The 24002-nt window shown below is 65.3% G+C and carries 25 protein-coding genes and 4 tRNA genes; 27 read left to right on the forward strand and 2 right to left on the reverse strand.

Going from position 1 to position 24002, the window contains the following annotated elements; translation table 11 throughout:
- Nucleotides 1-101: 101 nt before the first annotated feature.
- From iscR to SF06_RS02540, 19 genes are all read left to right on the forward strand, one after another.
- Nucleotides 102-593, forward strand: a complete 492-nt coding sequence (iscR, locus tag SF06_RS02450; RefSeq protein WP_027589551.1) for a Fe-S cluster assembly transcriptional regulator IscR — start codon at nt 102-104, stop codon at nt 591-593.
- A gap of 29 nt (nt 594-622) precedes the next feature.
- Nucleotides 623-1837: an IscS subfamily cysteine desulfurase gene (locus tag SF06_RS02455; RefSeq protein ID WP_039559749.1), complete on the forward strand. Its 1215-nt coding sequence runs from the start codon at nt 623-625 to the stop codon at nt 1835-1837.
- A gap of 36 nt (nt 1838-1873) precedes the next feature.
- Nucleotides 1874-2260 carry a Fe-S cluster assembly scaffold IscU gene (iscU, locus tag SF06_RS02460; RefSeq protein WP_027589549.1) on the forward strand — a complete coding sequence of 129 codons (387 nt, stop codon included), beginning with the start codon at nt 1874-1876 and terminating at the stop codon, nt 2258-2260.
- Between the two features lie 10 nt (nt 2261-2270).
- The gene (gene iscA, locus SF06_RS02465; protein ID WP_027589548.1) at nt 2271-2594 is read left to right on the forward strand and encodes an iron-sulfur cluster assembly protein IscA; all 324 of its coding nucleotides are present in this window, start codon (nt 2271-2273) and stop codon (nt 2592-2594) included.
- Nucleotides 2595-2601: 7 nt separating this feature from the next.
- Entirely contained in the window at nt 2602-3123 is a 522-nt protein-coding gene (gene hscB, locus SF06_RS02470; protein WP_039559752.1) for a co-chaperone HscB, read from the forward strand.
- A 41-nt stretch (nt 3124-3164) separates the two neighbouring features.
- Nucleotides 3165-5027: a Fe-S protein assembly chaperone HscA gene (hscA, locus tag SF06_RS02475; protein WP_039559757.1), complete on the forward strand. Its 1863-nt coding sequence runs from the start codon at nt 3165-3167 to the stop codon at nt 5025-5027.
- 4 nt (nt 5028-5031) lie between these two features.
- Nucleotides 5032-5370, forward strand: a complete 339-nt coding sequence (gene fdx / locus SF06_RS02480; protein WP_027589545.1) for an ISC system 2Fe-2S type ferredoxin — start codon at nt 5032-5034, stop codon at nt 5368-5370.
- A gap of 3 nt (nt 5371-5373) precedes the next feature.
- Nucleotides 5374-5574 (forward strand): Fe-S cluster assembly protein IscX, encoded by a 201-nt coding sequence (gene iscX, locus SF06_RS02485; RefSeq protein ID WP_027589544.1) that lies wholly within the window; start codon nt 5374-5376, stop codon nt 5572-5574.
- 208 nt (nt 5575-5782) lie between these two features.
- Nucleotides 5783-6214, forward strand: coding sequence for a nucleoside-diphosphate kinase (gene ndk / locus SF06_RS02490; RefSeq protein ID WP_027589543.1), 432 nt, complete (start codon nt 5783-5785; stop codon nt 6212-6214).
- A 24-nt stretch (nt 6215-6238) separates the two neighbouring features.
- Complete coding sequence (rlmN, locus tag SF06_RS02495) at nt 6239-7357, forward strand: dual-specificity RNA methyltransferase RlmN (RefSeq protein WP_027589542.1); 1119 nt, start codon at nt 6239-6241, stop codon at nt 7355-7357.
- A gap of 44 nt (nt 7358-7401) precedes the next feature.
- Nucleotides 7402-8166 (forward strand): type IV pilus biogenesis/stability protein PilW, encoded by a 765-nt coding sequence (gene pilW / locus SF06_RS02500; RefSeq protein ID WP_039559758.1) that lies wholly within the window; start codon nt 7402-7404, stop codon nt 8164-8166.
- Nucleotides 8163-9074 (forward strand): RodZ domain-containing protein, encoded by a 912-nt coding sequence (locus SF06_RS02505; protein ID WP_027589540.1) that lies wholly within the window; start codon nt 8163-8165, stop codon nt 9072-9074. The genes pilW and SF06_RS02505 overlap by 4 nt, the downstream gene beginning before the upstream one ends.
- An 11-nt stretch (nt 9075-9085) precedes the next feature.
- Nucleotides 9086-10195 carry a flavodoxin-dependent (E)-4-hydroxy-3-methylbut-2-enyl-diphosphate synthase gene (gene ispG, locus SF06_RS02510; RefSeq protein WP_027589539.1) on the forward strand — a complete coding sequence of 370 codons (1110 nt, stop codon included), beginning with the start codon at nt 9086-9088 and terminating at the stop codon, nt 10193-10195.
- Nucleotides 10196-10213: 18 nt separating this feature from the next.
- Nucleotides 10214-11506 (forward strand): histidine--tRNA ligase, encoded by a 1293-nt coding sequence (gene hisS / locus SF06_RS02515; RefSeq protein ID WP_039559759.1) that lies wholly within the window; start codon nt 10214-10216, stop codon nt 11504-11506.
- 26 nt (nt 11507-11532) lie between these two features.
- On the forward strand, nt 11533-12165 hold the full coding sequence (locus tag SF06_RS18545) for a YfgM family protein (RefSeq protein ID WP_037008533.1): 633 nt from the start codon (nt 11533-11535) through the stop codon (nt 12163-12165).
- Between the two features lies 1 nt (nt 12166).
- On the forward strand, nt 12167-13309 hold the full coding sequence (bamB, locus tag SF06_RS02525; protein ID WP_037008531.1) for an outer membrane protein assembly factor BamB: 1143 nt from the start codon (nt 12167-12169) through the stop codon (nt 13307-13309).
- A gap of 97 nt (nt 13310-13406) precedes the next feature.
- On the forward strand, nt 13407-14879 hold the full coding sequence (gene der, locus SF06_RS02530; RefSeq protein ID WP_027589535.1) for a ribosome biogenesis GTPase Der: 1473 nt from the start codon (nt 13407-13409) through the stop codon (nt 14877-14879).
- Nucleotides 14880-15070: 191 nt separating this feature from the next.
- Nucleotides 15071-16222 (forward strand): pyridoxal phosphate-dependent aminotransferase, encoded by a 1152-nt coding sequence (locus SF06_RS02535; protein ID WP_039559764.1) that lies wholly within the window; start codon nt 15071-15073, stop codon nt 16220-16222.
- A 23-nt stretch (nt 16223-16245) separates the two neighbouring features.
- Nucleotides 16246-17028, forward strand: coding sequence for an amidohydrolase (locus SF06_RS02540; protein ID WP_039559765.1), 783 nt, complete (start codon nt 16246-16248; stop codon nt 17026-17028).
- Nucleotides 17029-17218: 190 nt separating this feature from the next.
- Here the strand turns inward: SF06_RS02540 and SF06_RS02545 are convergent, their stop codons facing one another.
- Complete coding sequence (locus tag SF06_RS02545; RefSeq protein WP_039559767.1) at nt 17219-18094, reverse strand: carboxylate/amino acid/amine transporter; 876 nt, start codon at nt 18092-18094, stop codon at nt 17219-17221.
- Nucleotides 18095-18164: 70 nt separating this feature from the next.
- Nucleotides 18165-18869, reverse strand: a complete 705-nt coding sequence (locus SF06_RS02550; protein ID WP_039559771.1) for an endonuclease — start codon at nt 18867-18869, stop codon at nt 18165-18167.
- A gap of 352 nt (nt 18870-19221) precedes the next feature.
- On the opposite strand from SF06_RS02550, the gene SF06_RS02555 reads away from it, so the two are divergent.
- The 8 genes from SF06_RS02555 to SF06_RS02590 all read left to right on the forward strand — a co-directional run bounded on the left by SF06_RS02555 (nt 19222) and on the right by SF06_RS02590 (nt 23953).
- A tRNA-Ala gene (locus SF06_RS02555) sits at nt 19222-19297 on the forward strand.
- A 32-nt stretch (nt 19298-19329) separates the two neighbouring features.
- Nucleotides 19330-19405 (forward strand) — tRNA-Glu (locus tag SF06_RS02560).
- A gap of 53 nt (nt 19406-19458) precedes the next feature.
- Nucleotides 19459-19534 (forward strand) — tRNA-Ala (locus SF06_RS02565).
- Between the two features lie 49 nt (nt 19535-19583).
- Nucleotides 19584-19659 (forward strand) — tRNA-Glu (locus SF06_RS02570).
- A gap of 260 nt (nt 19660-19919) precedes the next feature.
- Complete coding sequence (locus SF06_RS02575; protein WP_039559773.1) at nt 19920-20570, forward strand: bifunctional 4-hydroxy-2-oxoglutarate aldolase/2-dehydro-3-deoxy-phosphogluconate aldolase; 651 nt, start codon at nt 19920-19922, stop codon at nt 20568-20570.
- Nucleotides 20567-21007 carry an acyl-CoA thioesterase gene (locus SF06_RS02580; RefSeq protein ID WP_039559775.1) on the forward strand — a complete coding sequence of 147 codons (441 nt, stop codon included), beginning with the start codon at nt 20567-20569 and terminating at the stop codon, nt 21005-21007. Before SF06_RS02575 ends, SF06_RS02580 begins: the two co-directional genes overlap by 4 nt.
- Nucleotides 21008-21137: 130 nt before the next feature.
- Entirely contained in the window at nt 21138-22109 is a 972-nt protein-coding gene (locus tag SF06_RS02585) for a tRNA dihydrouridine synthase (protein ID WP_039559776.1), read from the forward strand.
- A gap of 179 nt (nt 22110-22288) precedes the next feature.
- Nucleotides 22289-23953, forward strand: coding sequence for a sulfatase-like hydrolase/transferase (locus SF06_RS02590; RefSeq protein WP_039559777.1), 1665 nt, complete (start codon nt 22289-22291; stop codon nt 23951-23953).
- Nucleotides 23954-24002: the final 49 nt, after the last annotated feature.

Raw genomic sequence — 24002 nt, forward strand, 5'->3', positions numbered from 1 at the left:
TCCGCTGGTAAATCCGAGTATTTCAATGGGTCTTATAGTTGACTCAAATACTCGGAAATTGGATACTTGCGCCCATTCCAGCGAACCTGTGGTACCCCGCGATGCGACTCACCACCAAAGGCCGTTACGCCGTCACCGCCATGCTCGACCTGGCCCTGCATGCGCAGCAGGGGCCGGTTTCCCTGGCCGACATCTCCGAGCGTCAGGGCATTTCCCTGTCCTACCTGGAACAGCTCTTCGCCAAGCTGCGGCGCAACGAGCTGGTCACCAGTGTCCGTGGGCCCGGCGGCGGCTACTACCTTTCCCGTGACACCCGCGACATCCAGGTCGCCGAAGTGATCGACGCCGTCAACGAATCGGTGGATGCCACGCGCTGCCAGGGCCTGGGTGACTGCCACTCCGGTGACACCTGTCTTACCCATCACCTGTGGTGCGATCTGAGCGAGCGCATCCATGAATTTTTGAGTGGCATCAGCCTGGCCGACCTGGTGGGTCGCAGCGAGGTGCAGGAAGTATCCCGGCGTCAGGACCAGCGCTGCACCACCGGCAAGAAGCCGCAACTCGACAAGATTGAAGCGTCCGCCGTGGAATGAGTGGGCCGCCGCCTGTTAGGAGAGAGTCAATGAAGTTGCCGATTTACCTCGATTACTCCGCCACCACCCCGGTAGACCCCCGTGTGGCGAAGCTGATGTGCGATTGCCTGACCCAGGAAGGGAATTTCGGCAATCCGGCGTCGCGCTCCCATGTCTTCGGCTGGAAGGCCGAGGAAGCCGTGGAAAATGCCCGTCGCCAGGTGGCCGACCTGGTCAATGCTGATCCCCGCGAGATCGTCTGGACCTCCGGCGCCACCGAGTCCGACAACCTGGCCATCAAGGGCGTTGCGCACTTCTACGCCAGCAAGGGCAAGCACATCGTCACCTCGAAGATCGAGCACAAGGCGGTGCTGGACACCACCCGCCAGCTGGAGCGCGAAGGCTTCGAAGTCACCTACCTGGAACCGGGTGAGGACGGCATCATCACCCCGGCCATGGTCGAGGCGGCGCTGCGCGACGACACCATCCTCGTGTCGATCATGCATGTGAACAACGAGATCGGCACCATCAACGACATCGCCGCCATCGGCGAGCTGACCCGCGCCCGCGGCATCCTGTTCCATGTGGACGCCGCCCAGTCCACCGGCAAGGTGGCCATCGACCTGGAAACCATGAAGGTCGACCTGATGAGCTTCTCCGCCCACAAGACTTACGGTCCCAAGGGCATTGGCGCGCTCTACGTGCGCCGCAAGCCGCGGGTGCGCCTGGAAGCCCAGATGCACGGCGGCGGTCACGAGCGCGGCATGCGTTCCGGCACCCTGGCGACTCACCAGATCGTCGGCATGGGCGAGGCGTTCCGCATCGCCCGGGAAGAGATGGCCCAGGACACCGCCCACGTGCTGGCCCTGCGCGATCGCTTCCTCAAGCAGGTCGAGGACATGGAAGAGCTGTACATCAACGGCAGCATGGCCCGCCGCGTGCCGCACAACCTGAACCTCAGCTTCAACTACGTGGAAGGCGAGTCGCTGATCATGGCGCTCAAGGACCTGGCGGTTTCCTCCGGTTCCGCCTGTACCTCCGCCTCCCTGGAACCGTCCTACGTGCTGCGCGCCCTGGGACGCAACGACGAGCTGGCCCACAGCTCCATCCGCTTCACCTTCGGCCGCTTCACCACCGAGGAAGAAGTGGACTACGCCGCGCAGAAGGTGCGTCAGGCCGTGGCCAAGCTGCGCGAGCTGTCCCCGCTGTGGGACATGTACAAAGAGGGCGTCGACCTGACCCAGGTCGAATGGCAGGCGCATTAAGACGCTGCCCGCACGTGATTCAAGAGGAGTTGCACCATGGCTTACAGTGACAAGGTCATCGACCACTACGAAAACCCGCGCAACGTCGGCAAGTTCGACGCCGAGGATCCCGATGTCGGCACCGGCATGGTCGGCGCGCCGGCGTGTGGCGACGTGATGCGCCTGCAGATCAAGGTCAACGAGGCGGGCGTCATCGAAGACGCCAAGTTCAAGACCTATGGCTGTGGCTCGGCCATCGCCTCCAGCTCCCTGGCCACCGAATGGATGAAGGGCAAGACCCTGGACGAGGCCGAAGCGCTGAAGAACACCATGATCGCCGAAGAGCTGGCATTGCCGCCGGTGAAGATCCACTGCTCGGTGCTCGCCGAGGACGCCATCAAGGCGGCCGTGCGCGACTACAAGCACAAGAAGGGTCTGCTCTGAGGAGGTTGCCATGGCGATCAGCATGACTGAAGCGGCGGCCCGCCACGTGCAGCGTTCCCTGGATGGGCGCGGCAAGGGCGTGGGCATCCGCCTGGGGGTGCGTACCACCGGTTGTTCCGGCCTGGCGTACGTGCTGGAGTTCGTCGACGAACTGAAGCCCGAGGATCAGGTGTTCGAGAGCCATGGCGTGCGCGTCATCATCGACCCGAAGAGCCTGGTCTACCTGGATGGCACCGAGCTGGACTTCACCAAGGAAGGCCTGAACGAAGGCTTCAAGTTCAACAACCCCAACGTGCGTGGCGAATGCGGCTGCGGCGAAAGCTTCAGTGTCTGAGGTGAGCATGGGTACGCCCTGCCACTTCGCCCTGTTCGAGCTGCAGCCGGACTTTCGCATCGACCAGCAGGAGCTGGCCGCGCGCTATCGGGAACTGGCCCGCGCGGTCCATCCCGACCGTTTCGCCGATGCCGGCGAGCGCGAGCAGCGCCAGGCGCTTGAGCGTTCCGCGGCGCTGAACGAGGCGTACCAGGTGCTGCGCAGTGCGCCGCGCCGGGCGCGTTACCTGCTGGCGCTGGACGGGCATGAGCTGCCGCTGGAAGCCACTGTGCAGGACCCCCAGTTCCTGTTGCAGCAGATGCACTGGCGTGAAGAGCTGGAAGACCTGAGCGACAGCCTGGACCTGGCCGGTGTGGCCACCTTCAAGCAGCGCCTGAAGCAGGCACAGCAGCAACTGGAAAACCAGTTCGCCGCCTGCTGGAACGACAATGCGCAGCGCGAGCAGGCCGAGCGCCTGGTACGCCGCATGCAGTTCCTCGACAAGCTCTCCCATGAGGTGCGCGAGCTGGTAGAGCGCCTCGACGATTAACCCGGCCGCGCACTGGCGCGGTCCTCGATACGCAGGCAAGCATGGTTTTACTGCAGATCGCCGAACCCGGACAAACCCCGCAACCGCATCAGCGCCGCCTGGCGGTGGGCATTGATCTGGGCACTACCAATTCCCTCGTGGCCAGCGTACGCAGCGGTCGCGCCGAACCCTTGCCGGACGCCGAAGGCCGGCTTTTGCTGCCCTCGGCGGTGCGTTACCACGCCGATCGCGTCGAGGTGGGCCATGACGCCCGCGCCGCGGCGGCCAGCGATCCGTTCAACACCGTGATGTCGGTCAAGCGCCTCATGGGACGCGGTATCGAGGACGTCAAGCAGCTGGGCGAGCAGTTGCCCTACCGTTTTTCCGAGGGCGAGTCGCACATGCCGTTCATCGAGACCGTCCAGGGGCCGAAAAGCCCGGTGGAAGTCTCGGCGGATATCCTGCGCGTGCTGCGCCAGCGCGGTGAGGAATCCCTGGGTGGCGAGCTGGTGGGTGCGGTGATCACCGTGCCGGCCTATTTCGACGACGCCCAGCGGCAGGCGACCAAGGACGCCGCGCGGCTGGCCGGACTCACCGTGCTGCGCCTGCTCAACGAGCCCACTGCGGCAGCCGTGGCCTATGGTCTGGATCAGCAGGCGGAAGGTGTCGTCGCAATCTACGACCTGGGCGGCGGTACCTTCGACATTTCCATCCTGCGCCTGTCGCGCGGCGTCTTCGAAGTGCTGGCCACCGGCGGCGACAGCGCGCTGGGCGGCGACGACTTCGACCATGCCATTGCCGGCTGGATCATCGAGCAGGCCGGCCTGTCCAGCGACCTGGACCCGGGCGCCCAGCGCCGCCTGTTGCGTGTGGCCTGCGCCGCCAAGGAAGCCTTGAGCGCCAAGGATAGCGTCGCGCTGGAACACGAAGGGTGGCGCGGCGAGCTGAGCCGCGACACCTTCAACGCGCTGATCGACCCATTGCTGGCGCGCAGCCTGAAGGCTTGCCGGCGCGCGGTGCGCGATGCCGAGCTGGACATCGAGGACGTCACCGCCGTGGTCATGGTCGGCGGGTCTACCCGCGTGCCGCGCGTGCGCGAGGCGGTTGGCGAGCTGTTCGGCCGCCAGCCGCTGACCGATATCGATCCCGACCAGGTGGTGGCCGTGGGTGCCGCCATCCAGGCTGATGTGCTGGCTGGCAACAAGCGTGGCGGCGATGAGCTGCTGCTGCTGGACGTGATTCCGCTGTCGCTCGGCCTGGAAACCATGGGTGGGCTGATGGAGAAGGTGATTCCGCGCAACACCACCATCCCGGTGGCGCGTGCCCAGGAGTTCACTACGTACAAGGATGGCCAGACGGCCATGATGATCCATGTGCTGCAGGGCGAGCGCGAGCTGGTGCGCGACGGCCGCTCGCTGGCGCGCTTCGAGCTGCGTGGCATTCCGCCCATGGTGGCCGGCGCGGCAAAGATCCGCGTGACCTTCCAGGTGGATGCCGACGGTCTGCTGAGCGTGTCCGCCCGTGAGCTGAGCTCCGGGGTCGAGGCGAGCATCCAGGTCAAGCCGTCCTACGGGCTGACCGATGGCGAGATTGCCCGCATGCTCAAGGACTCCTTCGAACACGCCGGCGACGACATGGTGGCCCGTGCGCTGCGCGAGGCCCAGGTCGATGCGCGGCGCCTGATCGAGGCCGTGCAGGCCGCCCTGCAGGCCGATGGCGAGCGCCTGCTGGATGCCGACGAACGCCTGGTCATCGACGCCGAGATGGAGCGCCTGCAAGGGTTGCTGGACAGCAGCGACCTGGCCGCCATCGAACAGCAGACCAAACGCCTGACCCAGATCACCGACGCCTTTGCCGCGCGCCGCATGGATGCCTCCGTGAAGGCGGCCCTGGCCGGGCGCAGCCTGACCGATATCGAGGAATAACCGCATGCCGCAGATCATTTTCCTGCCCCACGCAGAACATTGCCCCGAGGGCGCCGTGATCGAGGCCAGTCCAGGCGAAACCGTGCTGGACGCGGCGCTGCGCAACGGCATCGAGATCGAGCACGCCTGCGAGAAATCCTGTGCCTGCACCACCTGTCACGTGGTCATCCGCGAGGGCTTCAACTCGCTTGAAGCCTCCGACGAGCTGGAGGACGACATGCTCGACAAGGCCTGGGGTCTGGAGCCGACCTCGCGCCTGTCCTGCCAGGCCGTGGTGGACAACCAGGACCTGGTGGTCGAGATTCCCAAGTACACCATCAACCAGGTTTCGGAAGGACACTGAGCCATGAGTCTGAAATGGGTGGATGTGCTGGAGATCGCCATTCAACTGGCCGAAACCAGGCCGGATGTGGACCCGCGTTACGTGAACTTCGTCGACCTGCATCGCTGGGTGACCGAGCTGCCCGAGTTCGACGACGAGCCGGGGCGTGCCGGCGAAAAGGTGCTGGAAGCCATCCAGGCCGCCTGGATCGAAGAGCGCGACTGATCGAGCCGGTTTCCGCCGTGGGAGCGGGCTTGTCCGCGAGCTTTTCCGGACAGACTGCACCCTGGCCGGCCATCTGAACGCTCGCGAATGAATGCGCTCCCACAGGCAGGTGCCTCCGCACCGCGTATAGCCTGCGACTGCCTTCATCCGTATAATCGTGCGCCTTCATTTTTCCGCTTCATCCAACCCCGCCTTCTGGAGTGATCCCATGGCCGTTCAACGTACCTTCTCCATCATCAAGCCGGATGCCGTCGCCAAGAACGTCATCGGTGAAATCACCACCCGTTTCGAAAAGGCCGGCCTGCGCGTCGTCGCCTCCAAGATGGTGCAGCTGTCCGAGCGCGAAGCCGCCGGCTTCTACGCCGAGCACAAGGAGCGCGGCTTCTTCAAGGATCTGGTTGCCTTCATGACCTCCGGTCCGGTCATCGTTCAGGTGCTGGAAGGCGAAAACGCCGTTGCCAAGAACCGCGAGCTGATGGGCGCCACCAACCCGAAGGAAGCTGCTGCCGGCACCATCCGTGCTGACTTCGCCGTTTCCATCGACGAGAACGCCGTGCACGGTTCCGACTCGGAAGCCTCCGCTGCCCGCGAAATCGCGTACTTCTTCTCCACCACCGAGCTGTGCGACCGCATTCGCTAAGCGAGCGGGTAGATAGGTGAATCCATGACTGCTCAAACCGGCCTCGTGAACCTGCTGGGCCTGACCCAGCCGCAACTGGAACAGTTCTTCGAGTCCATCGGCGAGAAGCGCTTCCGGGCCGGCCAGGTCATGAAGTGGATTCACCACTTTGGCGTCGATGACTTCGACGCCATGACCAATCTCGGCAAGGCCCTGCGCGAAAAGCTCAGGGCCTGTGCCGAGATTCGCGGTCCCGAGATCGTCAGCCAGGACATTTCCAGCGACGGCACCCGCAAGTGGGTAGTGCGCGTGGCGTCCGGCAGCTGCGTCGAGACCGTATACATCCCGGCGAACGGGCGCGGCACCCTGTGTGTGTCCTCCCAGGCCGGCTGCGCGCTGGATTGCAGCTTCTGTTCCACCGGCAAGCAAGGATTCAACAGCGACCTGACCGCCGCCGAGATCATCGGCCAGGTGTGGATCGCCAACAAGTCGTTCGGCACCGTGCCGGCGAAGATCGACCGCGCCATCACCAACGTGGTGATGATGGGCATGGGCGAGCCGCTGCTGAACTTCGACAATGTGGTCGCCGCCATGAGCATCATGATGGACGACCTCGGCTACGGCATTTCCAAGCGCAAGGTGACGCTGTCCACCTCCGGCGTGGCGCCGATGATCGACAAGCTGGGTGAAGTGACGGACGTGGCCCTGGCCCTGTCGCTGCACGCGCCCAACGACGAACTGCGCAACCAGTTGGTGCCGATCAACAAGAAGTACCCGCTGGATGTGGTGCTGGCCGCCTGCCGACGCTACATCGACAAGCTGGGCGAGAAGCGCTACCTGACGGTCGAATACACCCTGCTGCAGGGTGTCAACGATCAGCCCGAACACGCCGAGCAGATGATCGCGCTGCTTGCCGACATGCCTTGCAAGATCAACCTGATTCCCTTCAATCCCTTCCCGCATTCCGGTTATGAGCGGCCGAGCAACAACGCCATCCGCCGTTTCCAGGATCTTCTCCAGCAGGCCGGCTACAACGTCACCGTGCGCACCACTCGGGGCGACGACATCGACGCTGCGTGCGGCCAGCTGGTGGGGCAGGTCCAGGACCGTACCCGACGCAGCGAACGCTACATTGCCGTGCGCCAGCTGAATGCCGAAGGGTGAGGCGCCGGCAACCGACCGCCGTATCTGAAGGGAGTTGCCATCGCATGAGTCTGCGCCTTGCGACCATGATCTGTCTGACTGGCCTGCTGGCCGGCTGCATGTCTCACACCAGCGGCATGAATCCGCTGAGTACCCCCCAGGGCCGCGAGCAGGCTCGCGACGCCTATATCCAGCTGGGCATCGGCTACCTGCAGAAGGGCGCCAGCGAGCGCGCCAAGGAACCGTTGAGCAAGGCGCTGGAGATCGACCCGAACCACGCCGATGCCCATGCCGCCCTGGCCCTGGTGTTCCAGACCCAGATGGAACCGGCGCTGGCCGACCAGCACTACCGCAAGGCCTTGGCCGTGCGTCTGAAGGATGCCCGCATCCTCAACAACTACGGCACCTTTCTGTACGAGCAGAAGCGCTACGAGCAGGCCTATGAGCGTTATCGCCAGGCCAGCGAGGACACGCTCTATGGAGAGCGTTCGCGCGTATTCGAGAACCTGGGGCTGACCGCCCAGGCGCTCAAGCGCGACGACCAGGCCGCCGAGCACTTCCAGCGCGCCCTGCGCCTGAATGCCAATCGCCCGCAGGCCTTGCTCTCGATGGCCGAGTTGTCCTACAACCGCAAGGACTATGTGGCCGCGCGTAACTATTACGAGCGTTTCACTGGCCTCTCGGAGCAGAATGCCCGTAGTCTGCTGCTCGGCATTCGCCTGGCCAGGGTGTTCGGCAACGCCGGCCAGGCCGCCAGCTACGGCCTGCAACTCAAACGCCTGTACCCCGCATCGCGGGAATATCAGCTCTACCTGTCGGAGTACAAATGAACACGTCGAACAGCGAATCCGCGATGACGACTCCGGTCAACCCGGGCGAACGCCTGCGCCAGTCCCGGGAAGCCCGGCACTGGTCGAGGGCCGAAGTGGCCCTGCAGTTGCACCTCTCCGAGGATGCCGTGCGTTACATCGAGGACGGCCTGTTCGACAAGCTGCCCGGTGCCACCTTCGCGCGTGGCTATATCCGTTCCTATGCGAAGTTGCTGGGCCTGGATGCCACCGAACTGGCCCACGAGTTCGATCAGTTCACCGGCACCCAGCCGGCGGCCAGTACGCCGCAGGGGTTGAGCAAGGTGCAGGAGCCGGCGCGTCTGTCGCACAACGTGCTGCGCGGCGGCCTGTTCGCGCTGTCGCTGGTAGCGGTCGGCATCGGCGTGCTCTGGTGGCAGGAACGCTACGGCGAGCCGCCGGCGCGCACGACCGCGCCGATCGAACGCGTCGAGGTGGACACCGCCGACGGGTCCACCGAGGTGCTGACTCTGGATGAACCCGAGGATCAGGCCGTACAGGCGGCCCAGGTGCCGATCGATCTGCTGGAGCCACCGCCCGCCCTGCCGGAGGGTGAGGGTGTCACTGCTGCTGGCGAGACGCCCATGGTCGCGCAACCCACTCCCAGCGAGCCCGCCGAAGCCGCAGTGGCTGCTCCCGTGCCGGCCGCTGGTGAAGGTCGCCTGCAGATCAGCTTCATCGAAGATTGCTGGGTGCAGGTCACCGATGCCAACGGCAAGGTGCATGTCGCGCAGCTGAAGAAGAAGGGCGAAAGCCTGGACCTGAGCGCCCCGGCACCCATGCAGGTGCGCCTGGGCTTCGTGCAGGGCGCGCAGATCACCTACAACGGGGAGCCTGTCGACCTCAGCGGTCGCCGTTCCCAGACCGCCAACCTGCGCCTGGGCGAATAGAGCCGAGCACCATGCATAGCGAATCCCCCATCAAACGCCGAGTGTCCCGCAAGATCTGGGTCGGCTCGGTCCCGGTCGGCGGCGATGCACCCATCGCGGTGCAGAGCATGACCAACACCGACACCCACGACGTGGCCGCCACCGTGGCGCAGATCCAGCGCCTGGAAGCTGCCGGCGCCGACATCGTGCGCGTCTCGGTGCCGGACATGGACGCCGCCGAGGCCTTCGGGCGCATCAAGCAGCAGGTCAAGGTGCCGCTGGTGGCCGACATCCACTTCGACTACCAGATCGCCCTGCGGGTGGCTGAGCTGGGCGTCGACTGCCTGCGCATCAACCCGGGCAACATCGGTCGCGAAGACCGCGTACGCGCCGTGGTGGATGCCGCCCGCGACAAGGGCATCCCGATCCGCATCGGCGTCAACGCCGGCTCGCTGGAGAAGGACCTGCAGAAGAAATACGGCGAGCCGACCCCGCAAGCACTGCTGGAATCCGCGTTGCGCCATGTGGAGCACCTGGACCGCCTGGACTTCCAGGACTTCAAGGTCAGTGTCAAGGCCTCCGATGTGTTCATGGCCGTGGAGGCCTACCGCCTGCTCGCCAGGCAGATCACCCAACCGCTGCACCTGGGCATCACCGAGGCCGGTGGCCTGCGCTCCGGTACCGTGAAGTCCGCAGTCGGTCTGGGCATGCTGCTGGCCGAAGGCATCGGCGACACCATCCGCATCTCCCTGGCCGCCGATCCGGTGGAGGAGATCAAGGTCGGCTTCGACATCCTCAAGTCCCTGCGCCTGCGCTCGCGTGGCATCAACTTCATCGCCTGCCCGAGCTGCTCGCGGCAGAACTTCGATGTGGTGAAGACCATGAACGAGCTGGAGCAGCGCGTCGAGGACCTGCTGGTGCCGCTGGACGTGGCGGTGATCGGCTGCGTGGTGAACGGGCCTGGCGAAGCCAAGGAGGCCCACATCGGCCTCACCGGTGGCACGCCCAATCTGGTCTACATCGACGGCAAGCCGGCGCAGAAACTGACCAATGACAATCTGGTGGACGAGCTGGAACAGCTCATCCGTCGCAAGGCCGCCGAAAAGCAGGCGGCCGACGCCGCCGTGATCGCGCGCAGCTGAAGTAGTTAAGGAATTTTCGTGAGCAAGACCCTGCAAGCCATCCGTGGCATGAACGACATCCTGCCGGCGCAAACCCCGGCGTGGCGCTACCTGGAAGGCACCTTCGCCGAGCTGCTGGACAGCTACGGCTACAGCGAGATCCGCCTGCCCATCGTCGAGTACACCGAGCTGTTCGCCCGCGGCATCGGCGAAGGCACCGACGTGGTGGACAAGGAGATGTACACCTTCCTGGACCGCAACGAGGAATCCCTCACCCTGCGTCCGGAAGGCACCGCCGGCTGCGTGCGCGCCGTGCTCGAGCATGGCCTGTCCGGCGGCGGCCAGGTGCAGAAGCTCTGGTACATGGGGCCGATGTTCCGCTACGAGAAGCCGCAGAAGGGACGCTACCGCCAGTTCCACCAGATCGGCGTGGAAGTGTTCAATCAGCCGGGTCCGGACATCGACGCCGAGCTGATCATCCTCACTGCCCGCCTGTGGAAGCAGCTGGGCATGGCCGATGCCGTGACCCTGCAGCTCAACAGCCTGGGTTCCAGCGAAGACCGCGCCCGCTACCGCGACGCGCTGGTCGAGTACCTCAAGGCGCGCTTCGAGCAGCTCGACGAGGACAGCCAGCGTCGCCTGACCACCAACCCGCTGCGCATCCTCGACAGCAAGAACGCCCAGACTCAGGCCCTGCTGGCCGATGCGCCGACCCTGGCGGACTACCTGGATGACGAGTCGCGCGCGCACTTTGAAGGTCTGAAGGCGCGCCTGGACGCCGTGGGCATCGCCTACGAGATCAATCCCAAGCTGGTGCGTGGCCTGGATTACTACGGCCGCACGGTATTCGAGTGGGTCACCGACAAGCTGGGCGCCCAGGGCACCGTATGCGCCGGTGGCCGTTATGACGGCCTGGTCGCCCAGTTCGGCGGCAAGCCGACGCCGGGTGTCGGTTTCGCCATGGGCGTGGAGCGCCTGGTCCTGCTGCTGGAAACCCTCGGCCTGGTGCCGGCGGAACTGTCGCGCGCGCCCCATGCCTATATCTGCGCCTTCGGCGAAGCGGCGGAGCTGGCCGCGCTGCAGCTCTCGGAGCGCTTGCGTGATACCCTGCCGGACCTGCGCGTACTGGTGAATGCCGGCGCCGGCAGCTTCAAGAGCCAGTTCAAGAAGGCCGACAAGAGCGGCGCGCATTTCGCCCTGATCCTGGGCGAGGACGAACTGGCGCAGCGCGTGGTGGGCGTCAAGCCGCTGCGCGATGACAGCGAACAACAGAGCATTGGCTGGGATGCACTGGCCGGCCACCTGGCCGCGTCGCTGCAACTGCGCGCCTGAGACACATAAGGAGAATCGGTGTGAGCATGACCGAAGACGAACAGATCGCCCGTCTGAAGGAGTGGTGGAGCCGCAACGGCATGCCGCTGGTTACTGGCGGGCTGCTGGCCCTGGCCGTGGTATTTGGCTGGCAGGCCTGGCAGAACCATCAGACCAACAAGGCGCAGGGCGCCTCGGTGGTCTATCAGCAACTGGTGGAAACCGCGCTCGGCAGTGAAAAGCCTGACACCGCGCGGGTCGCCGAGCTGGCTGCCCAGCTGAAGAACGACTTCGGCGGTACGCACTATGCCCAGTTCGGCAGTCTGTTCGTCGCCAAGGTGGCGGTCGAGGCCGGTCAGCTGGACGAAGCCGCGGCCGAGCTGCGTACCGTGCTGGACAAACCCGCCAGCGCCGACCTGGAAGAGCTGGCCCGTCAGCGCCTGGCCCGCGTGCTGAGCGCTCAAGGCAAGGGTGAGGAAGGTCTGGCCCTGCTGGATGGCAAGGTCGATGCCGCCTACCTGGCTGGCCGTGAGGAAGTGCGTGGCGACCTGCTGCTGCAACTGGGCCGCAAGCAGGAGGCCTTCGCCGCCTATACCAAGGCCAAGGAAGCGCTGCCGGTCAACGGTGCCGCCGGTACCCTGCAGATCAAGCTGGACGACCTGGCCAACGGAGACGCCTGACGTGAGAACCCCCTGGACCTGGGCGCTGCTGTTCAGCATGGCCGTACTGGCCGGTTGCGGCAGTTCGAGCAAGAAGGAGCTGCCGCCGGCCGATCTGCCGGACTTCACGGCGGAGCTCAAGCTGCGCAAGGAATGGAGCCGCTCGATTGGCGACGGCCAGGGGGACCTCTTCAATCGTCTGGTGCCGGCGGTGGATGGCGAACGCATCTTCGCCGCCGACGCCGACGGCCTGGTGCAGGCCATGGATCGCCTGACCGGCAAGGTGCTGTGGAAGAAGAAGCTCAAGCTGCCGGTGTCCGGCGGCGTGGGCGCCGGCTTCGGCCTGGTGCTGGTCGGTACGCTGAAGGGCGAAGTGATCGCCCTGGACGCCGACAGCGGCGAGCAACGCTGGCAGGCCAAGGCCACCAGCGAGGTGCTGGCCGCTCCGGCCACCAACGGCGACGTGGTGGTGGTGCAGACCCAGGACGATCGCCTGATCGGCCTGGATGCCACGACTGGCATGCAGCGCTGGATCTACGAGAGTTCGCCGGCGGTACTGACCCTGCGTGGCACCGGTGCGCCACTGCTGACCAACCAGCTGGCCATCGCCGGCCTGTCCACCGGCAAGGTGATCGCCGTTGACGCGCGTCGTGGTCTGCCGGTCTGGGAGCAGCGGATTGCGGTTCCCCAGGGGCGTTCCGAACTGGAGCGTATCGTCGACATCGACGGCGGGTTGCTGGTCTCCGGCAGCACCTTGTACGTGGTCAGCTACCAGGGGCGCCTGGCGGCGCTGGACCTGAACAGCGGCCGGGTGCTCTGGCAGCGCGAAGCGTCCAGTTCGGTCGGTGTCGCCCAGGGCTTCGGCAGCGTATACCTCAGCCAGGCCAACGGCACGGTGGAGGGGATCGACGAGCGCTCCACCACCGCGCTGTGGAGCAACGACCAGTTGGCCCGTCGCCAGCTGTCGGCCCCGGAGGTGTTTTCCAGCTACGTGGCGCTCGGTGACTACGAGGGTTACCTGCACCTGATCAGCCAGGTGGATGGCCGCTTCGTCGCCCGCACCCGCGTCGACAGCGACGGCCTGCGCGCCCGACCGATCGCCGTGGGTGGCTGGCTGTATGTCTATGGCGATGGCGGCAAGCTGATGGCGCTGACCATCGAATAGCGACCGGGCACGAACCCGCGCGTCGTCGCTGCGAATGATCGGCCGCTGCCTGGGCAGCGGCCTTCGTGTTTTCTGATTTTTTAAAGTGGAGAGCCGCATGGTTCCCGTAATTGCCCTGGTCGGCCGCCCCAACGTGGGCAAGTCGACTCTGTTCAACCGCCTGACCAAGTCCCGCAACGCCATCGTCGCCGAGTTCGCCGGCCTGACCCGTGATCGCCAGTACGGCGAGGCCAAGTGGCAGGGCCGCACCTATATCGTCGTCGACACCGGCGGCATCACCGGTGACGAGGAAGGCATCGACGCCAAGATGGCCGAGCAGTCGCTGCTGGCCATCGAAGAAGCCGACGCCGTGCTGTTCCTGGTCGACTCCCGCGCCGGACTGACCGCCGCGGACGAGCTGATCGCCGAGCACCTGCGCAAGCGCAACAAACGCAGCTTCCTGATTGCCAACAAGGTCGATACCGTCGACCCCGATCTGGCGCGCGCCGAGTTCAGCCCGCTGGGCCTGGGCGATGCACTGCCGATTGCCGCAGCCCATGGCCGCGGCATTCACCCGATGCTGGAAGAAGTGCTGGGTGTGTTCCCCAAGGACGAAGACGCCGAGGCGCTGGAAGCGGTTGCGCAGGAAGAGGTCGCCGAGGGCGAGGAGGCATCGCGCATTCCCGGCCCGAGCGAGAAGGATGGCATCAAGATCGCCATCATCGGCCGGCCCAACGTCGGCAAGTCCACCCTGGTCAACCGCATGCTCGGCGAGGAGCGGGTGGTGGTCTACGACCAGGCCGGCACCACGCGGGACAGCATCTACATCCCCTTCGAGCGTGACGACGAGAAGTACACGCTGATCGACACCGCCGGCGTGCGCCGGCGCGGCAAGATCTTCGAGGCCATCGAGAAGTTCTCGGTGGTCAAGACCCTGCAGGCCATTCAGGACGCCAACGTGGTGGTGTTCGTAATGGATGCCCGCGAGGGCGTGGTCGAGCATGACCTCAACCTGCTGGGATTCGTATTGGAAACCGGCCGCGCGCTGGTCATCGCGCTCAACAAGTGGGACGGCATGGAGCCTTCCGAGCGCGACTACGTGAAGAAAGAGCTGGAGCGCCGGCTGTTCTTCGTCGACTTTGCCGACATCCACTTCATCTCCGCGCTGCATGGCACCGGGGTGGGCAATCTGTACAAATCCGTGCAGGCCGCCTTCCACTCGGCGGTGACCCGTTGGCCCACCAACCGGTTGACCAACATCCTCGCCGACGCGGTGCAGGTGCATCAGCCGCCGCTGGTCAACGGTCACCGCATCAAGCTGCGCTACGCCCACCTGGGCGGCGCCAACCCGCCACTGATCGTCATCCACGGCAACCAGGTGGAAGCGGTGCCCAAGTCCTACACCCGTTACCTGGAAAACACCTTCCGCAAGGTGCTCAAACTGGTGGGTACGCCGATCCGCATCGAGTACAAGGGCGGCGAAAACCCCTTCGAGGGCAAGAAGAACAAGCTCACCGACCGCCAGGTGAACAAGAAGCGCCGCCTGATGGCCCACCACAAGAAGGCCGAGAAGAAGCGCAAGAAGAAGTAGCGGCTTCGGTGCGGTTCTTTGGGAGCGGACTTGTCCGCGAGCTTTTCATTCAGGTTCAGCTAGCTAGCCGGCCGCTCCAAAAAGCTCGCGAATGAATTCGTTCCCACGAGTTCCTCGCAGATGCCTCCCGCTTGCACCCTCCCGCTTCCCGCTTCTATGCTCGACGCCCCGTTTCCCTGGCGTCGAAGCCCATGATCCACAGCAAGCTGCCCCACGTCGGCACCACCATCTTCACCACCATGTCCCAGCTTGCCACGCAGGTCGGGGCGATCAACCTGTCCCAGGGCTTCCCCGATTTCGACGGGCCGGATGCGCTGCGCGAGGCGGTCGGCCGCCACGTGATGGCCGGCCACAACCAGTACGCGCCGATGACCGGCCTGCCGGCCCTGCGCGAGCAGGTAGCGGCCAAGGTGGCGCGTCTGTACGGCCGCCAAGCCAATGCCGATACCGAGATCACCATCACCCCCGGCGCGACCCAGGCGATCTTCTGTGCCATCCAGGCGCTGGTGAGCCCCGGCGACGAGGTGATCGTCTTCGATCCCTGCTACGACAGTTACGAGCCCTCGGTGCAGCTGGCCGGCGGGCGCTGCGTCCATCTGCCGCTCAGCCTGCCGGACTTTGCCATCGACTGGCAGCGCCTGCAGGACGCACTGACGCCGCGCACCCGGCTGATCATCCTCAACAGCCCGCACAATCCCAGTGGTGCGCTGCTGGAACGCGCCGACCTGGAACGCCTGGCCAGCCTGCTGCGCGGTCGCGAGGACATCTACCTGCTCAGCGACGAGGTCTACGAGCACCTGGTGTTCGACGGCCGCGAGCATGCCAGCCTGCTGCGTCACGACGAGCTGTATGCACGCGCCTTAGTGGTCAGCTCCTTCGGCAAGACCTACCACGTCACCGGCTGGAAGACCGGCTATGTGGTGGCGCCGCCGGCGCTCACCGCCGAGCTGCGCAAGGTGCACCAGTACGTGAGCTTCACCGGCGTCACCCCGCTGCAATGGGCGCTGGCCGACTACATGGCCGCCTATCCGCAGCATGTCGACGAGCTGCCGGACTTCTACCAGGCCAAGCGTGACCTGTTCTGCGGGCTGCTGGCCGAATCGCGCCTGCGCTTCACGCCGACGCCGAGCACCTATTTCCAGCTGGCCGACTATTCGGCGATTCGCCCGGACCTGGATGATGTGGCGATGAGCCAGTGGCTGACCCGCGAACACGGGGTGGCCTGCATTCCAGTGTCGGTGTTCTACCAGACGCCGCCGGCGGATCTGCGCCTGGTGCGCTTCTGCTTCGCCAAGCGCGAGGAAACCCTGCGCCAGGCGGCCGAGAAGCTGTGTGCCGTATGAACCGATGGTTGTGAGGATTCGACATGAGTGACAAACCCGACCTGCGCCTGGCCCTGGTGCAGACCGATCTGGTCTGGCATGACGCGCCGGCCAATCGTGAGCGCTTCGCGCAGTTGCTGGAGCGGGCGCGCGGTGCCGATCTGGTCATCCTGCCGGAGATGTTCACCACCGGCTTCTCCATGGAGTCGGCGACGCTGGCCGAAGCGGAGGAGGGCGCCACCCATGCCTGGCTGCGGGAGCAGGCCGAGCGGCTGCAGGCGGTGGTCACCGGCACGCTGATCATCCAGGCGGCCGACGGTAGCTACCGCAACCGCCTGCTGTGGGCGCAGCCGGATGGCCAGGTGCGCCATTACGACAAGCGCCACCTGTTCCGCATGGCCGGCGAGCACGAGCATTTCGCCCCGGGTGGCGAGCAGGCGCTGTTCGAGCTGAAGGGTTGGCGGGTGCGCCCGCTGATCTGCTACGACCTGCGCTTCCCGGTGTGGAGCCGCGATCCCCAGGGCACCGATCTCTTGCTCTACACCGCCAACTGGCCGGCGGCCCGGCGCAACGCCTGGAACCGCCTGCTGCCCGCGCGGGCCATCGAGAACCTCTGCTACGTGGCGGCGGTGAACCGCGTCGGCACCGATGGGCATGGCTATCCCTACAGTGGCGACAGCCAGGTGCTGGATTTTCTCGGCGATAGCCTGCTGGACGCGGGGGAGGGCGACGGCGTGTTCCAGATCAGCCTGAACGCGGACAAGTTGGCGCGCTTTCGCGAACGCTTTCCGGCCTGGCGGGATGCGGATGCCTTCGAGCTGAAATGAGAGTCGTAGGGCGGTCGGCGTTTTTCCGGCCGCCGTCTGGCGAGCCCGCGCCAGGCGCAGATCGTAGGGTGGGTCGCGCTTCATCGACCCACCGTGCGTGCCGGCGCGGTGGTGGACAAGAAAAACGTTGTCCACCCTACGGATGCGTTCAGGGTAGGGCGCGCGCTTTATCGACCCACCGTGCGGGCCGTCAGGCGCGCTGTGGCGCCGCCATTCCAGGTTTACGGCCCAGCCGGTTCACCCACAGCGAGCCAACGATGATCAGGCCGCCGACCGTCAGGCGCAGCAGGTCTTCTTCGGTGTTCCAGGCCAGCAGGTTGATCAGCAGTCCCACCGGTACGCTGAGGTTGTTCATCACCGCCAGGGTGCCGGCGTCCACCTGGGTGGCGCCCTTGTTCCACCAGAACTGGCCCAGCGCGGTGGCCAGCAGGCCCATCCACACCAGTACGCCCCATTGCACATCGGTGGTCGGCAGGCGCTGCGGATTGCCCAGCAGGAGCCAGGCCGGCAACACGACGATCAGCGCACCGAGGAAGAAGTAGCCGAAGCGCCGGAACAGCGGCACGTCGCAGGGATGGCGGGCCACCAGGCGCTTGTACAGCACCTGGCCGGTGGCGAAGGTGAAGTTGGCGATCTGCAGCAGGAAGAAGCCGAGCAGGAAATCGCCGCTGACGTCGTCATAGCGGATCAGTGCCGCACCGAATACCGCCAGGGCGGCGGCCAGCAGCGCCCAGCCATTGAAGCGTCGGTTCAGGGCGTCGTCGATCAGCGTCACGTGCAGCGGCGTGAGCACGGTGAACAGCAGCACCTCCGGCACCGTCAGGACGTTAAAGCTCAGGTACAGGCAGAGGTAGGTGATGCCGAACTGCAGCGCGCCGACCAGCATCACGCCGCGGATGAACGGTGGCGGCACGCCGCGCCAGCGGGTGAGCGGCAGGAACACCAGGCCGGCCAGGACCACCCGGGTCAGGACCGCGAAATAGCTGTCGACCTGACCGGCCAGGAAGGCGCCGATCAGGTTGAAGGAAACCGCCCAGAGCAGGGTGACGACAAGCAGATAGATCATGTGGGACTCCCGGTCAGGGCGCCGACATTACCTGCTGCCCTGGCCGATCACAATTGTCCCGGCGGCGAACTCAGCGGCGGGCGAGCGGTGTGCAGCTGGACAGGTCCACCTCGCCCACATAGGGATTGGCGTTGCCCTGCACGCAGGCAATCTTGCGGTTGCGCCACTGTTCCCATTCGCTCACCGGATACTGGCGGTTCCAGATGTCGTACAGGCGCTGATCCTGGCGCGACAGGCGCAGGTGGTATCGCTCGCTCATGTACAGGTAGATGCGTGCGATGGCGCCCCGGGTGGACTCCGGTGGCATGGCGGTGCGCTGCTTGAAATCCACCACAAACGGACAGGCACCGTACTGATGGGGTTTCTGGGTAAGCATGCCGAAGCCGTAGTTGCTGCGGTCGCCGTTCACCTCGCCAATGGACGGCACCAGATTGTGCAGGTCGGCCTCGGCGCGGCTGAACACCGGGTCGTTGGCAGTGCAGTTCTTGCGCCCGCCGTCCTGCCAGCACTGGCGCTGGTGGCCGATTACCCAGGCCGGTACCACGTGTTCCCACTCGATGCGCCCGGCACGTTGTGCGTTCTTGCGCGGCTCGTAGCCACAGCTGTCCAGATCGACGCGATTGCCCTTGTAGGTGCAGCCGCAATAGAACTCGACCGGTCGCTCGGCATATAGCTTCCAGGCGATCTTCTTGGCTTCGACGAAGGTGCGGGGGGCGTCGGCCTGGGCGAAATGCACAGGCACGGCGATGAACAGCAGGACGAACAGCAGGCGCATGGAAACTCTCGACAACGTGACTGAGAGCGCATCCGTGCGCGTGAGGCCGCGATTCTAGCCTGCTGTTGGTTAACAAATGCAAGGAATACAAGAGCTTGCGCAGGGGGAAAGAGACAATGCGGCTGATGCGCTGACCTGTAGGAGCGGCTTCAGCCGCGATGCTTTTGAGCGGGCGCGATCGTGGCCGAAGCCGCTCCTACAAAAAACGTTGCTCCCAGCCCCGGAGAAAACCCCGATCAACGGCCGGTTTGCCTAAGTGTTTGTTCTGCTGGCAAAAAAAATTCACTTCCGTTGAAAAATACTGTTGACAGGGGAGCGGGTCGAACCTAATATGCGCCCCGTCCTGACGCACGGGGCTATAGCTCAGCTGGGAGAGCGCTTGCATGGCATGCAAGAGGTCGACGGTTCGATCCCGTCTAGCTCCACCAAACCTCTCTTGAGGTGCGGTCTTGAAGGTTTCGTCCCCTTCGTCTAGTGGCCTAGGACACCGCCCTTTCACGGCGGTAACAGGGGTTCGAGTCCCCTAGGGGACGCCATATTCCAGCGGTATCGCAGTCATGCGGTACACACGTCGAGAGACGAAAAATCCGGGGCTATAGCTCAGCTGGGAGAGCGCTTGCATGGCATGCAAGAGGTCGACGGTTCGATCCCGTCTAGCTCCACCAAATTCCACGGCAAGGCCAGCTCCAGCTGGCGTTGTTCTTCGAAGGTTTCGTCCCCTTCGTCTAGTGGCCTAGGACACCGCCCTTTCACGGCGGTAACAGGGGTTCGAGTCCCCTAGGGGACGCCATTTTCTTGCCCGTGCTTTTTGCGGGAATCCAGGGTCGCCCATGTGGCGGCCCTTTTGTTTTTTCCGCGAAAAAAACCATGGTCACGGTTGCCTCAGCGCTGTGGGGACGGAACGCGTCTGAAGGTTCGCGAATGAGTTTGCTCCCACAGAGGGCTGCGCCGCGATCCGCTGGCCTTGTTCGCGAAGTATTTGCGATCATGCGCGGGTCGCACGGGTAGATGCCCGGGCGACCTTTCTTTCCGTATTGCGGGGTGCGTGTCATGAGCCTGACGATGGAAGCGATTTTGCAGCAGGCCCGTCCGGTTCTGCCGGTGCTGGTGATCGAGGACGTGGGCAGTGCGCTGGCCCTGGCGCAGGCGCTGCATGTCGGTGGCATCCGGGTGCTCGAAGTCACGCTGCGCACGCCACGCGCGCTGGAGGCCGTGTCGATCATCCGCCGCGAGCTGCCGGACCTGATCGTCGGCGCCGGCACCCTGATCCATGCCGAGCAGTTTCTCGAGGCGCGCGACGCTGGCGCCCAGTTCGCTGTCAGCCCCGGTTGCACCGAGCGCCTGGCGCTGGCGGCGGAAAATGTACAGATGCCCTACCTGCCGGGGGTGCTGACACCCTCCGAAGTGCTGCTGGCGCTGGAGTACGGGTACCGCTCGCTGAAGCTGTTTCCGGCCAATGGCACCGGTAGCGTGAAGATGCTCAAGAGCCTCAAGGGGCCGTTCACCGGCATCCGTTTCTGTCCCACCGGTGGTATCAACGTCGACAACCTGCTGACCTTCCTGCGTCTGCCCAACGTGGCTTGCGTCGGCGGAACCTGGATCGCCCCGGCTGATCTGGTCAAGGCGCGTGCCTGGGACCAGATCACCCAGCTGGCCAGCGAAGCCTGCTCGCTGGCCGCCAGTCTGGACGCGCCGCGATGAAGTGGGATCTTCCCGATCCCTTCGTGCGTGAGCTGGAGGTGGTCGCTGAGGATATCGATGAGCTGGGCCATGCCAACAATGCCACCTACGTCAGGTGGATGGAGCGTTGCGCCTGGGGCCATTCGCAGCATCTCGGCCTGGACCTGGCCGCTTACCGGCGGCTGGATCGGGCCATGGCCGTGGTGCGCCACGAGGTGGACTACCTGGCTAGCGCCTATCAGGGTGAGTGCCTGTGCATGGGTACCTGGATCGTCGAATCCGACCACCGGCTGCGCATGCTGCGGCGCTTTCAGTTGGTGCGCCCGGCCGATGGCGTGACCCTGCTGCGCGCGCAGACCACCTTTGCCTGCATCGAGCTGTCCACTGGTCGCCCGCGACGCATGCCGGCCGAGTTCGTTGAGGGTTATGGTCGGGCGTTGGTGATGACACAGCCATAGGCAGCCGCCGACGAGCTCGCGGACGAGTCCGCTCCCAGAGAGCCGGTCGCGGTGCTGGACCCGCGCCAGCTCCCGCCTGCGTAATCATCCCCGTACACTACGCGCCCCTTGCGCTCCACGAGTCATACCCATGCAAATCGCCCTGGCCCCCATGGAAGGGTTGGTCGACGAACTGATGCGTGACCTGCTCACCCGGGTGGGCGGCGTCGACTGGTGCGTCACCGAATTCATCCGCGTCTGCGACCGGCTGCTGCCGGAGAGTCAGTTCCTCAAGCTGGCGCCGGAGCTGGCGCGTGGTTCGTGCACCGCGGCCGGCACGCCCATGCGTGTGCAGCTGTTGGGTTCCGATCCCGCCTGTCTCGCCGACAACGCCGCCCTCGCCTGTGAAATGGGCGCGCCGGTCATCGACCTGAACTTCGGCTGTCCGGCCAGGACGGTCAACAAGTCACGCGGGGGGGCGGTACTGCTCAAGGAGCCGGAGCTGCTCTATCGCATCCTCGAGGAGGTGCGGCGTGCGGTGCCGGCGTCGATTCCAGTGACGGCCAAGATGCGCCTGGGCTTCGATAGTCCCGACGGCGCGCTGGATTGCGCGCGTGCGCTGGTGGACGGTGGGGCCGGGCAACTGGTGGTGCATGCCCGCACCAAGGTGCAGGGCTACCGTCCGCCCGCCCACTGGGAGTGGGTGGCTCGCGTCCAGGAGGCGGTGCGCGTGCCCGTATACGCCAACGGCGAAGTCTGGACATTGGAAGACTGGCAGCGCTGCCGGGCCGTCAGCGGCGTTGAGGATGTGATGCTCGGTCGGGGCCTGGTGGCGCGGCCCGATCTGGCGCGGCAAATTGCTGCTGCCCGCGTCGGCCGTGTCGTCGAGCCCATGGGGTGGGGCGAGCTGCTGCCGCTGCTGCACGAGTTCTGGCAGCGCTCGCGCAACCGGCTCGCGCCGCGCTACGCGCCGGGGCGGCTCAAGCAGTGGCTGGGTATGCTGACGCGCGGTTACCCGGAGGCCGTGGGTCTGTTCGAGCGGATTCGCCGCGAGGAGGACTGTGACCGTATCGAGGACCTGTTGCGTGCCGAAGAGAAAGACGTCCTCCTTCGGGCGGGCTGACTTGCCGCTGCGCTATACACGACTATCGTGACAAAACGGTTACGACGCAGGTTCGCTGGTCGCATGGATGCACTCGGGTAGTACGCTGCGGGAGGGGAGGTCGTGCCGGCAAGCCGGAAGCGTGGGTGCCGCACCGGGATTCGTTGCCTGCGGATTGCCCGCGTCGCCTGGAAGCCCCCATGTCATTCCTGAAGCCTCTGCTGCTGCTCGCCTATCTTCTTTCCGGCCATGACTATTACCGGGGGCGCCTGGCCGAGCTCGAGGGGGTGGGCGCCACCGTCCTGTTTCTGGGAATGTTCGGCTTCCTGGTCGCTTGCCTGTTCCTGGCTGCCTACTGCCGGCAGGCGGTGCTGCGCTGGGGATACGCGCTGGCGCTGTTCGGCGCCGCGGTGTTCTTCGACGCCTACCACCGCGTGACCGTCGATTACCTGACCTACCCGCAGTTCGTTTCACTGCTGCATTCACATGCCTTCATCGACGAGGCGTACCACCAGTTTCGCGACAGCATCCTGCATGCCGGAGCCACCGGTGTGCTGCTGCTGCTCGGCATCGGTCTGAGGCCGGCTTCCGCGCCGGTACCTGGGTGGGTGGCGGGTGTCGCGCCCTGGGTGGGTCTACTGCTGCTGGCCAGTGTGCTGTTCGTGCGTGCCGGTGCAGGCGCCCGTGGCCTGCCGATGATGTATACGCCGCTGGCCTATCTGGGGCTGTACAGCTATGAGGCGCTGGGCGACACCGTGGGCGAGCGTCAGCCGGTCTCGCTGCCGCGCAGCGGCCGGGTCGTCGATCACGACATCGTGCTGATCATCGACGAGAGCGTGTCCGGCCATTACCTGGATATCAACCACCCGCAGGGAGTGACCAGCGGTCTGAAATCGCTGCCGCCCGGGGTGAGTCTGTTCAACTACGGTTATGCCGCCTCGATTGCCAACTGCAGTGCCGACACCAATGTCACCCTGCGCTACGGTGGCACCCGTGACGACTACCTGCGCATCAATTCCACCATGCCGTCCATCTGGCAGTACGCCCGACAGGCGGGGCTGCGCACGGTCTACATCGACGCCCAGCATACCCACGGCGCCCTGCAGAACCTGATGACGAAGGACGAAGTGCTGGAGCTGGACGCCTTCATCCAGTACGACGACGTGCGGGTGCGCGATCGCGACATGGCGGTGGCCGACAGCCTGGTCGAGCTGCTCGGCAACGACCGGCCCGAGCTGATCCTGGTCAACAAGATGGGCGCGCATTTCCCGGTGCACGACAAGTTCCCTGACGAATTCCTGCGCTACCAGCCGGCGTTGCCGCGCGGCCGCTACCTGGACATCGGCGATACCGGCGAGCGGGACGGTTTCGATGGCCGGGCCGAGGACTGGCTGCGCTACCGCAACTCCTACCGCAACACCTTGCTGTGGAATGTCGGGGAGTTCTTCTCGCGGCTGCTGGCACGGGCCGACCTGAGTCGCGCCGTGGTGTTGTATACCTCGGACCATGGCCAGGACCTGCACGAGCGCGGTAACCCGGGCCTGAATACCCATTGTGGTGGCGACCCGGTGGTGGAGGAGGGGCTGGTGCCGCTGGTTGTCCTGCAGGGCAGCAATCTGCAGACCCTGGACTGGGCGGCGGCGCTGGAAGCCAATCGCAACAATTCCAGCCACTACAACCTGTTCCCGACGCTGTTGCAGCTACTCGGCTACGAGCTGGAGGCGATACGGGTCACCTACGGCACCCCGCTGAGTCTGCACAGCGACGACGAGTTCACCTTCAATACCCGCTTCAATGCGCGCCTGGGTGCGGAGCCCGCCTGGAAGCGCATCGAGCTCGACGAGGTGGTGTCCCCGGACCTGTGACCTGACCCCGCTTTTGGCTTTTTTTGTAGGAGATTCTATGTTGCCCTGC

It is taken from the genome of Pseudomonas flexibilis (assembly GCF_000802425.1).
GTDB classification, from domain to species: domain Bacteria; phylum Pseudomonadota; class Gammaproteobacteria; order Pseudomonadales; family Pseudomonadaceae; genus Serpens; species Serpens flexibilis.